Source organism: Sporolactobacillus terrae, from assembly GCF_019930545.1.
Taxonomy (GTDB): Bacteria; Bacillota; Bacilli; order Bacillales; family Sporolactobacillaceae; genus Sporolactobacillus; species Sporolactobacillus terrae.
Genome location: NZ_CP082837.1, coordinates 496,561 through 509,650, shown reverse-complemented (window position 1 = coordinate 509,650; position 13,090 = coordinate 496,561). Strand labels below are relative to the sequence as shown.

Genomic DNA, 13,090 nt, shown 5'->3' with positions numbered 1-13,090 from the left:
CAAAAAATACCTATCCTCACTAGATGAGATAAGTATTTTCATGCTACAGTTCACTGCTTCAGGAACTTATTTGATTGATTTTGGAAAGCTTTAATTAAAACTTTTTACTTTTTTTGCTTAATTCATTCGTAATACCCATAGGCGTGTGAACCGCTTTTCCGAGCAGCACGAGCAGTACATGCTTAGTCACAGTTTTACCCGTATAGTAAGTTGTAACAGTGCCAATGGATTTATGCTTATACGGAACAAAAGCAACCCAACCAATATAGCCACTAGGAACGTGAAAAGAATATTCACATGCTGTACTTGTCAACTTTTGGAGAGTTATAGACGCCCCAGATTTCACAGCTGATTTTTCTGCTGATGATAATTCAACTCCAAAGGTAACATCAATAGTGGTTTCCCAAATTTTCGAATAAGATATCGTTCCTGGTCCCCGTAATCCGTTAGCGACAGTTATAGGATCACCTGTATAATTTGAAGCAGATGTTTGCTTGTAAAATGAGCCTTGGAATGGTGACTCTAACGGACGAAATTTCCCTATAATTGAATTATTATCATCGTTTGGCGTTCCAAGACTATCCAAATTTTCTCCGTTTTTTGCTTCCTGATATTCACTTTTACTTAACCAATGAACGGAACCATCTTCACTAATCGTAAACGGAGCAACTTCTTTATCGTTGCTGTCTTTATAAAAGGCTGGGGTGTTCTGATCGTCTTGCTCTATTGACTTGATACTGTTCGAATTAGAAGCGGCTCTAGTAGTTTTTCCCCAACAAACGAAGAAGCCAACACTAGTGTTAGTACAGTAACAGTAATAACAAGTTTACTAAACTTAACTCTCATTAATATCTCTCCAATCTATAATAAATATCAGTGTTATTCACATATAAAGGAACGATTTTTTTGTTGCCCTTTAAAGTAATTGATTTTGAGTGATTCTTATTTTTACCAAAGTAGAGGATGTATCTGTGCTTTTTATCTAGTTTGAAAATGATTCCAGGCACAACTTCTTGTCCCTCAGAAAGACCAGGCGGATCACTTACAGCCGCTCCAGAGCCATTTAACAATGTTGCATATTTTCCCCCCTTCTTTTCTAAAACAATAACGATAAACCCTTCTCCATCCTTTTTGTTTTTAAAATAGACCGGAATTGCTTTTTTTCCATTAATGTAGTTTGTTCCTTTTAATAAAATTGAATTACCCGAAGTTTGTTCTTCTATAGCACTTTTTATTGCTGCTTTTTCAGTACTAAACCAAATTAAGGGATCATTCTTTGATTCTTGGCCTTTTTCTAAAAATAAAAAGGTTAGTCCACAAACAATAAAAATGATAAGGATGAGACTCAAAATAATTATCAGCTTTTTGTTTTTCAAACTACACGCTCCTTTACTAAATTACATATTTATTTATATTTTGATCACCACCATACTTTCTAAACTTGTAAAAAGTTAACTCATTAATTTATTTAGTTTTCATTGTCATTGAGTGTCTCAGCTGCTGCTTTAAGCATTGTTGAGACTAACTCTGCGTTCGAACTTGAACCGATAGACCGGCTCGTAATCTGCCCATCAAAGCAATCAATGATTGGTGAGAGATAGACTTTGCCTGCTTGAATCGAAAACTCCGTGCACTTTGCAGGAATGTCCATTAAAGAAATTGATCGACTCGCCTATCAGCGAGTACTGAATAAATACGCCAAAAATCATTCAACTGCTTCCGTACGCAAACTTAATATTTACATGCGTGCATGTTTCCGTGACGCCATTAATGATGACGTGATTTTCAAGGATCCGACTTATAAAGCAGTGACCATCGGAAAGGTAGCAGAAAAGAAGGAAAGTCTCAAATACATTAACTTCAAAGACGCTCAGAAGCTGATTGCTGAATTGATGGGTGATCTCAGGCCACGTTATATTTCCCGCTACATGATCTTGTTTGGACTAGCAACGGGCTGCCGCTTCAGTGAAGTATTAGGCATGACTTGGGATTGCATTGATACGAAAAAACGAACGGCAAAAATAGACAAGACATGGGATTACCAAGATACGAATACTTTTGCACCAACAAAAAATAAAGCATCCATCCGAGTCATCCGATTGGACAAGCAAACGTGTGAATGGCTCGATGATCTAAAGTCATCTCAAAAAAAGTCTGCTGTCAAATCGGGGCTAAGAAATAAATCAAATCTGTGCTTCGTTAATGATCAAATGAACTTAGTGACAAATACAGCCGTCAATAAGTGCCTGAAAAGCTTATGTACGAAAATAGAAATTAATTCAATCACCTTCCATTCTCTGCGCCACACGCACGCTTCTATGCTGCTCTACAAAGGGATCAACATCAAATATATCTCTCGGCGTCTTGGCCATAAGAGCGTGATCACAACCCTGAATACATACTCACATATTATTGACGAGCTAGAACAGCGCGATTCTGAAGCTACCGATTTGGCATTAAATGATCTATATGCCATGCGCAAAATCAGCGCATAATGATTTGATTTTCGTTGATTTTCATTGACGATCAAGTCAAAACAAAAAAGAGCCTTAAACCGCGTCATATCAACGGTTTAAGGCTCTTTTACTTGGTTTATGCAACCATCTCTGACACTCCATTAATGGAGACGGTGGGAGTCGAACCCACGTCCAAAGACATCGTAATTTAAGTTTCTACGAGCGTAGTCAGCATATTAGCGTTTCACCTCGGCGTTGGCCTGCCGACAGGCTTTCGCGAGGCTATCCCGATTATTCTCTTCCATGGCCCTCAGGATGCGGGCGTCCGGCGTATCCCACTAGAGTGAGTCCCTGATCCTACCACATGGGCGATGGAGGGAGGGACCGCTAAAGCTGATTAGGCAGCTAGAGCGAGGTTGTTATTCGTTTTGCCAGTTATGGCTTTGGCGTTTTTACGAGGCCGACCCCCTCGGCTCGCCGCTTAAACCCGACCTGCCCCTGTCGAATCCGTAACGTCCCCGTTTAAAAAAAGCAACGGGACTTGCGGTGAAAATCCATAACTGTAATTGTGCTTAACACAGTAATTGAATTATAGCAGATGATCCGCTGCTTTTCAACTTACACTTTTTGGTTATTGCGAAATGCGCGTGCCATTTCGCGCTGAGCACTGCGTTTTTTCATCGATTCGCGCTTATCGTACATTTTCTTACCGCGTCCGAGTCCAACGAGCACTTTGGCAAAGCCGTGTTTGATATAAATTTTCAGCGGAACAAGTGCATAGCCCGTTTGATCAGCGGCCGGCCGGAGCTTATTAATCTCCTTGCGGTGCAAGAGCAGCTTGCGCGTACGCAGCGGATCATGGTTGTACCGGTTGCCTTGTTCGTATTGACTGATGTTCATATTATAAACAAAGGCTTCGCCGTTTTCGATGCGGGCGAATGCATCTTGGATATTCACTTTGCCGCGGCGAATGGCTTTAATTTCCGTTCCTTGCAGGACAAGTCCCGCCTCAACTGTTTCTTCAATAAAATATTCGTGACGCGCCTTGCGATTTTGCGCAAGGACGCGGCTTTCGCCTTTTCCCATTACCAACACCTGCCAAACATACGTTCATTAGTTCATTATAGGCGATACACGCCCCGCGGGGCAAGTACCCGCACTTTGTGTTGGTTCATCTGCGCATTCTGCGTGGTGATATAAGATCGAGCAAGATTAAAATGACAAGAAATGCGACAGAGGCCAGCAGCATATCCAGTGGTGTTTTGTTAAATTGAGCCGCAAACTGATGGTACCAAACCCACTGAACCACAAAGCTGGCCACAAACAGTCCGGCATAGTACAGGACTTTTTTCATCGCAAACCGCCCTTTTCGTCGCTTGGATAGCCAAGCGCTTCATAAATTGCATGTGCGACGCCATCCTCATTGCATTCGGTTGTCACGCGGTCACAATAGTTCTTTATCTCGTCATTGGCATTGCCCATCGCCACCGATACGCCGGCCACATCAAACATGGAAAGATCATTATAATTGTCCCCAATTGCCATGACCTCGCTAAGCGGGATACCCAGATAATGAGCCAAATGATCGAGCGCGTTGCCTTTGGATACGTTAGGCGGCATGATTTCAAAATTGCCTGTACCACTGGTGACAATGCTGTATTTATGCTTCCCTTCATAGATCTCACGCGCTTTTTGCAGTTTCGCGTCGTCATAGGAGAAGATGATAATTTTCGAGAACTCAGTGTTATTCGTCTTGAATACGCTCCAATCGTCAACCGCGCGGTAAAAATCGTCACGTGTTGCACCTTGGAAACCGACGGATCGGTCTTCATGAATGCCGAGGTGCTGCAGTTCATCGCGCAGCCAGTCGGTTCCCTGTTCCGGAACATAGATATGATGTGTTGAATAGACACCAATATAATAGTGCTGTGCGACAAGTTCCTGAACAATCGCCAACGCTTCGTTGCGGTCCAAGAAGTCAGCACCCAGCAACTTGCCGTCGGATGAATGGATCGTCGCCCCATTGGCGCCGACCAGATGCGCCTCCACATCAACTTCATGCATTTTACTGCTAATATCAAAAAAGGCGCGTCCGGAAGCAATTGCCAGCGTCACTCCTTTTGCGTGCGCATAGCGCAGCGCTTTCAAATTTCCCCAACTGATTTCACGGTGCCTGTTCAGCAGCGTTCCATCCATATCCATTGCCAATAGTTTTATCATCGGATCCTCCTGTTTACATATGATCGCGGCGTGCAAAATCGACAAAGCGAAATTTATCCGCCCGGTGCCTGGATTCGGTATACTGAAACAATTGTGCATTCTCAAGGTACACGAGGCTGCGCACAACCACAACATGCGTTCCCTCGTGCATAGTCAGATAATGATAGTCGTCCTCATTTGCCGGTTCAACGGTAATTTCTTTTTTTGCAAAGCCGATTTTCAATCCCAATTCATTTTCAATATAATCATACAGCGAATGCGCGCATTGATCCGCAGTCAGCAGGGGCACAACCTCTTGAATTAAGTAATCTCGATCTAAGATCACGGACTCACCCTCCGTTGATCGAGAACGAACGACCTGCCAAACCGTCTGCCCATCCTGCAGATTCATCACCATTTTCAAGTGCTCATCAGGCTTTAACAAAACGACCTGGTGAACGTTGGTCGTCCATTGCCGTTTTGAATGAGCCGCGAGTTCACGAAAACTTGTAAGTCCGGAAATGGGAAAGTTCTGCCTGCTGACATCCAGAACGATCGACCCTTTTCCTTGAACCTTTTGAATATAGCCGTTGCGTGACAGCATCGCGAGTGCCTTGCGGATCGTTTCGCGAGAAGCTTGATATTGCGCGCAAAGTTCATTTTCAGTCGGCAAAAGTGCCCCTGCATCAATCTTTTTTTGGTGTATTTTCTCGCTGAGGTCATTATAAATCGAGACAAATTTGCTTTTCCTCATCGTGTTCGTGCTCCTTAAAGCGGCAACATGCATGGATTCGTCCGCGACTGCCTTTCTGCTGTAAAGGATAAAAAAATAGTAAAAAGAAAGGGCATACTTCAGGCCCCATCTTTCATTTCACACTATTTAGTATACCAAAACAGATCCATGAAAACCCTCACAATGCAGACGAATTCGTGAATTTTCCAAATCAATTCAGAAGGTATGCTGCGGACTCGTAAGGACGCAGCGGCAAGCAGGCGGTAAAATGCAGAGCATCTGGATAGTTATGAATCAGCAGTGTGTGCTTCACATTTAAGAAAGCCTTCGGTACTGAGAATGGAACCGAACGATTGGTGAAGTTGCTGACCACAAGCAGCTGCTTCCCGCCACTGCTGCGCACATACGCGAAAATGTCCGGATGTTCCGGGGCAATCAGCTCAAAATCGCCGTCCCGAATCACAGAAAATTCTTTTCGCAATCCGATTAATTTTCGGTAATAATGAAAAACAGAATCTGGATCTTCAAGCGCAAGCGCAGCGTTAACCGTTTGCGCATTGGTCGCAAGCGGAATCCACGGTGTACCTGTAGTAAATCCGCCATTTTTCCCTGCTTCCCACTGCATCGGCGTCCGACCGTTATCACGTGATTTTTGCTGGAGAACCGCCATGATTTCTGCTTCAGATTTTCCTTGCTTTTTCAGCAGTTTGTAGGCATTCAGCGTTTCAATATCACGGTATTGATCAAGCGAGCTGAAATTCGGATTGGTCATGCCAAGTTCTTCACCTTGATAGACATAAGGTGTTCCCTGCATCAGGTGGAGCGTAGTCGCCAGCATTTTCGCCGATATAACCCGATATTCCCCTTCATCGCCAAAACGAGAGACAATCCGCGGCTGATCATGATTGCACCAGAAAAGTGCATTCCAGCCGCCGCCATCATGCATGCCTTTCTGCCAGTCAGCCATGACCTTTTTCAAATCCGGGAGATGCAGCGTGCCAAGTACCCATTTCTGGCCGTTCGGGTAGTCGACCTTTAAGTGATGGAAGGTAAAAACCATACTCAGCTCTTCATACTTTGGATTTGTATAGCGAATGCAGTTGTCAATTGTTGTTGAGGACATCTCGCCAACGGTCAGTGTTTCCGCACGTTTGCGGAACACCTGTTGATTCATTTCGTGCAGATAATCATGCACACGCGGACCATCTGTGTAAAAGGGCCGCCCGTCTCCGGGTGAACTCGGATCATGATCATCCGGAAAGCGTTGATCCTTTGAAATGTTATTGATAACATCAAGCCGAAAGCCATCGCTGCCCTGATCGAGCCAGAAGTTCATCATTTTATACACTTCATCGCGAACGTGTTTATTTTCCCAGTTTAAATCCGCCTGACTGACGTCATATAGATGTAAATAATACTGATTGCTTTTCACATCGTATGCCCACGCCGATCCGCCGAATTTAGACTGCCAGTTGTTTGGTGCCCCGCCGTTTTCTCCCGGATCGCGCCAAATGTAATAATCGCGATAAGGATTGTTTTTGCCCTTGAGCGCTTCTTGAAACCAATGGTGCGCGGTTGACGTATGATTCACCACAATGTCCATGACAATTTTTAAGTTGCGTTTATGCGCTTCATTGAAGAGGCGGCGTAAATCGTCCATGGTTCCGAATTCCGGCTGCAGACGGTAGTAGTCGCTAATATCATAGCCATTATCGTTCTGCGGCGAACGGTACATTGGCGTCAGCCAAAGCACATCCGCGCCTAGTGTTTTGATATAGTCGAGCTTTTCAATAATCCCGTTAATATCGCCAATGCCATCTCCATTTGTGTCGTTGAAGCTCTTCGGATAGATCTGGTAAACGGTCGCTGATTTCCACCAATCGTGATGCATTTGTGTCACACCCAATCTTTTTTTCTTTACACCTTGTCTCTGTTTTTACCCTTCGTCAATTGATTTCTTACTGAATTTCGCGAAAAGATAAGTTAGTACAAACGGCAGGATTAACACGATCAGCATGCCGATGAAGAACACGCCCCAGTAGTTCGGAATGATCGACAGAAAACCGGGCAACCCGCCGATACCAATTGATGTTGCTTTGACACCGAATAAGGTGATAAATGCTCCGGCAATACCGGAACTCGTGATCGCTGCCAAGAACGGATAGCGGAATCGGAGATTGACCCCGAACATCGCCGGTTCTGTAATTCCAAGCCATGCAGAGATGGACGAGGTCATTGCCAAGCCTTTGAGTTTTGCGTCGCGTGCAATTAAGAACATTGCAAAGGCCGCTGCCCCTTGTGCGATATTTGATAATGCGAGCATCGGCCAAAGGAACGTAGAGCCGGTGCTGCCGATTAGCTGCAGATCGACGGCAAGGAAAATCTGATGCATCCCGGTGATGACCAAGACCCCGTAGAAGAAGCCATAAACCAGTCCGCCGACAATCGGTGCGAAGTGAAATAACGCAACAATTCCTGCTGTGATCCAGTTTGCCAGCGTCAGGGTCACCGGTCCGATAATGGTAAAAGAAAGCAGCCCGGTAACCAGAAGTGAAACCGGTGCGACGACAAGCAGCTGAATCGAATCGTAGACATGTTTTTTCAAAAACAGTTCAAGCTTCGCCAATACGTAGGACGCAACAAGAACAGGGAGTACTTGGCCTTGATAGCCAACCTTGTCAATGTGCAGACCGAACAGATCCCAGATCGGCACCGTGCCTTTGTTCTGGGCATCCGCTAAGCTGTATGCATTGAGCAGCGACGGATGCACAAGCACCAGACCAAGTACAATGCCGAGCAGTGGATTGCCGCCGAATTTCTTAACCGCCGACCAACCGATCAGCGCCGGCAGGAAGACGAAAGCAGTGTTAGCAATGACAAGGATAATGTCCGCAAAATCTTTCCATTGCGGATACGCTTGCACCACCGATTTTTCGAAGAATATTCCCGGATTGGCAAGAATGTTGTTAATGCCCATCAGTAAACCGGCGGTAACAATGGCCGGCAGGATTGGAATGAAAATATCCGCTAAGGTTTTAATCCCCTTCTGCAGCGGATTCATTTTTTCTGCTGCGGCATCTTTGACTTCCTGTTTCGTTGCCTCACCAATCCCTGTCAGACGAACGAAAAGGTCATAAACCTTATCAACCGTCCCATTTCCAATCACGATCTGAAATTGACCGTTGGCTGAGAACGATCCTTTAACCAGATCAATAGCATTTAATTTTTCTTTATCGACCTTGCCTTCATCATTTAGGATCAAGCGAAGACGTGTAACGCAGTGTGTTGCGGCATTAATATTTTCAGCGCCGCCAACCGAATCAATCATTTGTTTGACCGATGATTCATTGATCGCTGCCATTTCGATCCACTCCCAATAATTGATGTTTCAAAAAAAGATTGCGCTTTCATTAGTGCATATTGAATCATTCGGATCACATGCATGTGCACGGCCGCTGCACACGCAATGATGACCGTCCATTAATAAGTACAGTTGTTATTATAGCGCTTACATTTATATTTGTATAGTCAAATTGTATATTTATTAATTGTTGTATAGATGAATACTCGTCTCTTAGTTATACTTACACCTCCCTTGTACCTTGTCGCCGAATAAAATAAACACGGAAAAAGAAAGCTGCTTCCATGTGAAGGCGTTTTCCTAAATCACGCGATGCTTGGTCCTTAAAGTATCCTTTTGTGTACGCTCCGATTGCTCGCTTGCCGCGGGCAGTCCAGGAGCCCCCTCAGACATACTTTATCTGCGGGGGGCTCCTTTGGCCTGCGATCAACAGAGACGCTCCGCAGGCGCCAGAGCATCTGCGCTTTGATTCTCGGTCAAGACACTGGGCTATTGGTTTGAAGACAGGGCAAAATCGTATACGCTCTTATCCTGTAAAAAAAAACCTCGTCGAAACGGATTGGACCCGTTTTGCCGAGGTGTGTGTAGCTCGTTCTATTCATTTTTGCCTTGATTGTTTGAAAAGGAACGGTTGCTGCCGCCGTGGTTGTTTCCGCCACGACGATTGCCGTTTCGGTTACGGTTTCCGCCGCCTCTGGAATTCGTGGATTTATTGCCATTACGATCACCAAAGCGTTTCTTTCCGCCATTTTGCGGTCCGGTTTTGCCTTGGATAATGGTCGGCCGTGATTTGCGTTGCCGCGGTTTTTGCGGTTTCATCCCCACAACCTCAAAGTCAACGGCATGTTCATCCAGGTTGACGTTGAGCACGCGGACTTCGATTTCATCGCCGATCCGGAACAGGTGCCCGGTTCGTTCGCCGACGAGCGCCATATTTTCTTCACTGTAGTGATAGTAGTCGTCGGTGAGATAGCTGATGTGGACCAAACCTTCAATTGTATTCGACAACTCAACAAACAAGCCGAAGTTGGTGACTCCGCTGACAACACCGGAGAAGGTTTCGCCGACTTTGTCCTGCATAAATTCAGCCTTCTTCAGATCATCGGTATCACGCTCTGCTTCAACCGCCCGTTGCTCGCATTCCGACGTATGCTTTGCGATTTCAGGCATTTTTGATTTCCAGAATTCCTGCGTTTTCTGATCCGTTTTTTTCTCAAACAGATATTTGCGCAGGAGCCGGTGTACGGTCAAGTCCGGGTAGCGGCGAATCGGTGAGGTGAAGTGTGTGTAGTACTCCGTGGAAAGACCGAAGTGTCCCAAACACTTGTCATCATATTTCGCTTTGGCCATCGAACGCAGCATCACCGTACTGATCACCGCTTCCTCCGGCTGACCCTTCGCTTTTTCAAGCAAGGATTGCAAGGTACGCGGATGAACATTATCCGGTGAACCATGGAGTACATAACCGAAGTTCACAACGAAGTCAAAGAACTTCTCCAGTTTTTCTGAGTTGGGTTCTTCATGGACACGATAGATAAACGGCAGGCGTAATTTATCTACATGTTCGGCAACCGTTTCATTAGCCGCCAGCATGAAGGATTCGATCAAACGCTCTGCGACTGTCCGCTCACGGATGACGACATCAACCGGCTTGCCTTGTTCATCGACAATGATTTTCGCTTCGGTAAAATCAAAATCGATCGCGCCGCGTTCTTGACGGTGCTTCTCTAAAATGCCCGCCAATTCAGCCATCAGATCAAAGAACGGGATCATATCTTTGTAACGTTCAAGCACTTCATCATCTTCACGCTTCAAGATCTTCCGCACATTATTATAGGTCATCCGTTCGGTTGAACGAATCACACTTGGGAAGATTTCGTGACCAACCACAACCCCTTGAGGATTGATTTCCATCTCGCAGCTGATGGTCAGTCGGTCAACATGCGGATTCAAGCTGCAAATACCATTGGACAAACGATGCGGAATCATTGGGATGACGCGATCGACAAGATAGACACTGGTGCCGCGTTCATAGGCTTCTGCATCCAATGCCGATCCTTCGGTTACATAGTAGCTGACATCCGCGATATGTACGCCTAATTTGTAATTGCCATTGTCAAGCCGTGAAACGGTAACCGCATCATCCAAATCCTTCGAATCTTCACCATCAATGGTGACAATCGTTTCTCCGCGCAGATCGCGGCGGCCTTCGTAATCTTTCTCCGAAAGTTCGCCCGGGATTGCCTCGGCTTCAGCTAACACTTCCGGTGGGTATTCAAGCGGCAGATCATGTTTATAAATGATGGATAAAATATCGATGCCCGGATCATTCTTATGTCCGAGAATTTGCGTGATCATCCCTTCCGCATTCTTGCGCCCCTCCGGATACTTAGTGATTTCAGCAACAACTTTATGCCCTTCCATTGCCCCGTGTTCCGCATTTTCCGGAATAAAAATATCTCCGTTAATCCGGTTATCATCGGGAATGACAAAACCGAAGTGGCGGCCTGCATTGAATGTACCGACAACTTTGGTAACCGCCCGCTCAAGAATACGGATGACGGTTCCCTCAGGACGTTCCCCTGTTGTTTTGTGGGTCACGCGGATAACCACAGTATCGCCGTTCATCGCTCCTGCAAGGTCGTTCGGACTGACAAACACGTCATCGAGTTTGTCATCTTCAGGGATAATAAAAGCAAACCCCTTTGCATGCGCTTGAACGCGGCCTTTCATCAAGTTCATTTTTTCAGGGAGACCATAACGATCCGCACGAGTACGGATCACCAGTCCCTGTTCTTCCAAGTCGTTCATTGTTTTGACAAAGTCTGTGAACGTTTGCGGTTCGCTTGCGCCAAAGGCTTCCTCAAGTTCTTTTAATGTCATCGGCCGGTAAGTTTCTTCTCGCATATAATTCAGGATTTTCTGAATGCGTTCTTCCGCCATGTCGTTAACCTCCCTATTCTTAGGAAACAGACCAATCCAGGCTTTCAAGAAACGCATCGATATCCTGGTGCAATCGTTCTTTTTCTGTTCCTAACGTAATCACATGTGTTGAATTTTCGTACCATTTTAACTGCTTATGCCTTGATTGAATGGTGTCATAAATAAAGTTTGCACTGCGTGGATCAATCATTTCATCGTTACGCGCCTGAACGATCATTGCCGGGACCTTTATCTGATGACAATGCGCAGCTACCTCGTCAACGCATACACCTAAACGCGTCAGCACATCAGGAATGTCGCGTTTAAAACGGTTCAGCTCCGCCGTGAGCGCCACTTCGCTTTTTCCTTGATACTGCTTATACGTACGCGCGTAAGAAGCAGCTCCGGCAATCAACCGTTCCGATTCAGCCGGATACGCCGGCGCACACATTGGAATAATCCCCTTCACTGGAAAAGTGTATCCACATTTGAGTGAAAATACCCCACCAAGTGACAGTCCGCACACGGCAATCTCAGTATATCCGTTTTTCTTCAGCAGCTCCATCGCCTGCTCCACATCGTGCCACCAAGCATTTGGACCTGTTTTAAGAAGTGCTTCAGGCGGCCCGCCATGTCCCGCATAAATCGGAGCAAAGCAGGTGTAGCCGCGTTTATTCAAATACTGCCCCAGCCGTCGAACATCAACAGAATTGCCGGTGAATCCATGCAGAAGCAGTACAGCGCGCGATCCGGATTCAAGGAAAAATGGTTTTGGGCGCTTTAATTGCACCATCCCTCAGCCCCCATTCAAAAAGCCGGTCTTTTGCCGGTTGCTTTTAACAGGAATAGGTATCTTCTTCCAAACTATATTATACGCTATATCCTTAGCTAGGTCTAAAAGAATCGAGCAGAACCATCAAAACCGTTGCCAACAAGCTTCATTGCATCGAGAGCGCTTCCGTACAAGATAAATCAAAAACCGGAGTTTTCGCTCCGGTTTCACATCTAAGCATTCATTACAAATAGTAACCGAGTACAAAAGCGCATGCAAAGAAAACAATGGCGAATAAGATTGTCAGCCGTTTAAGCCCGACCTCAATTCCCCTTGCTTTTTGTTTGCTGAATAACTGCTCGGCGCCGCCGGTAATCGCTTCAGACAGTCCATCGCCTTGACTGCGCTGTACCAAAACGAGTGCAATTAAAAGGATACCTGAAATAATCATTAAAGTTATCAAAAATGTATGCATCGATTTATACCCCTCATCTTCAACTCAACGTTCACGCAACAATTAATTTTACTTTACCATACACGCTCATGAAGAGCAACCAAGGCTGCCTGTTTGTATGTGTCAAGCTTTTCTCGGAACTCTTTATTGGGAAAGAGCTTCTTAATTCTAAATTTGTACGCCTTAGGTATAA

12 protein-coding genes, 1 other RNA gene and 1 pseudogene are annotated in these 13,090 nt (G+C 45.4%); 1 reads left to right on the top strand and 13 read right to left on the bottom strand.

Translation table 11 applies throughout. The features are described from left to right. Window positions 1-94: 94 nt before the first annotated feature. The 3 genes and pseudogenes from K7399_RS02285 to K7399_RS02275 form a co-directional block, all read right to left on the bottom strand. Window positions 95-586 carry a hypothetical protein gene (locus K7399_RS02285; RefSeq protein WP_028975909.1) on the bottom strand — a complete coding sequence of 164 codons (492 nt, stop codon included), beginning with the start codon at window positions 584-586 and terminating at the stop codon, window positions 95-97. 259 nt (window positions 587-845) lie between these two features. Further along, window positions 846-1,376: a hypothetical protein gene (locus K7399_RS02280; protein ID WP_010027510.1), complete on the bottom strand. Its 531-nt coding sequence runs from the start codon at window positions 1,374-1,376 to the stop codon at window positions 846-848. Between the two features lie 98 nt (window positions 1,377-1,474). Then, a pseudogene (locus K7399_RS02275) lies at window positions 1,475-1,630 on the bottom strand (IS3 family transposase); the annotation flags it as partial. 13 nt (window positions 1,631-1,643) lie between these two features. On the opposite strand from K7399_RS02275, the gene K7399_RS02270 reads away from it, so the two are divergent. Next, complete coding sequence (locus K7399_RS02270) at window positions 1,644-2,495, top strand: site-specific integrase (RefSeq protein ID WP_152540341.1); 852 nt, start codon at window positions 1,644-1,646, stop codon at window positions 2,493-2,495. Window positions 2,496-2,618: 123 nt separating this feature from the next. Here K7399_RS02270 and ssrA read toward each other — a convergent pair. The 10 genes from ssrA to secG form a co-directional block, all read right to left on the bottom strand. Beyond that, window positions 2,619-2,976: a transfer-messenger RNA gene (gene ssrA, locus K7399_RS02265) on the bottom strand. Window positions 2,977-3,074: 98 nt separating this feature from the next. Beyond that, complete coding sequence (gene smpB, locus K7399_RS02260; RefSeq protein WP_028975910.1) at window positions 3,075-3,542, bottom strand: SsrA-binding protein SmpB; 468 nt, start codon at window positions 3,540-3,542, stop codon at window positions 3,075-3,077. Window positions 3,543-3,627: 85 nt separating this feature from the next. After that, on the bottom strand, window positions 3,628-3,810 hold the full coding sequence (locus K7399_RS02255; RefSeq protein ID WP_028975911.1) for a hypothetical protein: 183 nt from the start codon (window positions 3,808-3,810) through the stop codon (window positions 3,628-3,630). Beyond that, the gene (locus tag K7399_RS02250; protein ID WP_028975912.1) at window positions 3,807-4,676 is read right to left on the bottom strand and encodes a Cof-type HAD-IIB family hydrolase; all 870 of its coding nucleotides are present in this window, start codon (window positions 4,674-4,676) and stop codon (window positions 3,807-3,809) included. The genes K7399_RS02255 and K7399_RS02250 overlap by 4 nt, the downstream gene beginning before the upstream one ends. 13 nt (window positions 4,677-4,689) lie before the next feature. Next, the gene (gene treR / locus K7399_RS02245; RefSeq protein WP_028975913.1) at window positions 4,690-5,409 is read right to left on the bottom strand and encodes a trehalose operon repressor; all 720 of its coding nucleotides are present in this window, start codon (window positions 5,407-5,409) and stop codon (window positions 4,690-4,692) included. 190 nt (window positions 5,410-5,599) lie between these two features. Then, complete coding sequence (gene treC / locus K7399_RS02240) at window positions 5,600-7,279, bottom strand: alpha,alpha-phosphotrehalase (protein WP_028975914.1); 1,680 nt, start codon at window positions 7,277-7,279, stop codon at window positions 5,600-5,602. Window positions 7,280-7,324: 45 nt separating this feature from the next. Further along, entirely contained in the window at window positions 7,325-8,749 is a 1,425-nt protein-coding gene (treP, locus tag K7399_RS02235) for a PTS system trehalose-specific EIIBC component (protein ID WP_028975915.1), read from the bottom strand. Window positions 8,750-9,343: 594 nt separating this feature from the next. Continuing rightward, window positions 9,344-11,692 carry a ribonuclease R gene (gene rnr / locus K7399_RS02230; protein WP_028975916.1) on the bottom strand — a complete coding sequence of 783 codons (2,349 nt, stop codon included), beginning with the start codon at window positions 11,690-11,692 and terminating at the stop codon, window positions 9,344-9,346. A gap of 19 nt (window positions 11,693-11,711) precedes the next feature. Continuing rightward, window positions 11,712-12,464: an alpha/beta hydrolase gene (locus K7399_RS02225; RefSeq protein WP_028975917.1), complete on the bottom strand. Its 753-nt coding sequence runs from the start codon at window positions 12,462-12,464 to the stop codon at window positions 11,712-11,714. A gap of 223 nt (window positions 12,465-12,687) precedes the next feature. Continuing rightward, window positions 12,688-12,918: a preprotein translocase subunit SecG gene (gene secG, locus K7399_RS02220; RefSeq protein ID WP_028975918.1), complete on the bottom strand. Its 231-nt coding sequence runs from the start codon at window positions 12,916-12,918 to the stop codon at window positions 12,688-12,690. Between the last annotated feature and the right edge of the window lie 172 nt (window positions 12,919-13,090).

What these genes read in the sequence shown, in the direction of transcription:
- K7399_RS02270 (WP_152540341.1), top strand. Translation starts at nt 1,644, where the DNA reads ATGTCCATTAAAGAAATTGATCGACTCGCCTATCAGCGAGTACTGAAT.
- smpB (WP_028975910.1), bottom strand. Translation starts at nt 3,542, where the DNA reads ATGGGAAAAGGCGAAAGCCGCGTCCTTGCGCAAAATCGCAAGGCGCGT.
- K7399_RS02255 (WP_028975911.1), bottom strand. Translation starts at nt 3,810, where the DNA reads ATGAAAAAAGTCCTGTACTATGCCGGACTGTTTGTGGCCAGCTTTGTG.
- K7399_RS02250 (WP_028975912.1), bottom strand. Translation starts at nt 4,676, where the DNA reads ATGATAAAACTATTGGCAATGGATATGGATGGAACGCTGCTGAACAGG.
- treR (WP_028975913.1), bottom strand. Translation starts at nt 5,409, where the DNA reads ATGAGGAAAAGCAAATTTGTCTCGATTTATAATGACCTCAGCGAGAAA.
- treC (WP_028975914.1), bottom strand. Translation starts at nt 7,279, where the DNA reads ATGCATCACGATTGGTGGAAATCAGCGACCGTTTACCAGATCTATCCG.
- treP (WP_028975915.1), bottom strand. Translation starts at nt 8,749, where the DNA reads ATGGCAGCGATCAATGAATCATCGGTCAAACAAATGATTGATTCGGTT.
- rnr (WP_028975916.1), bottom strand. Translation starts at nt 11,692, where the DNA reads ATGGCGGAAGAACGCATTCAGAAAATCCTGAATTATATGCGAGAAGAA.
- K7399_RS02225 (WP_028975917.1), bottom strand. Translation starts at nt 12,464, where the DNA reads ATGGTGCAATTAAAGCGCCCAAAACCATTTTTCCTTGAATCCGGATCG.
- secG (WP_028975918.1), bottom strand. Translation starts at nt 12,918, where the DNA reads ATGCATACATTTTTGATAACTTTAATGATTATTTCAGGTATCCTTTTA.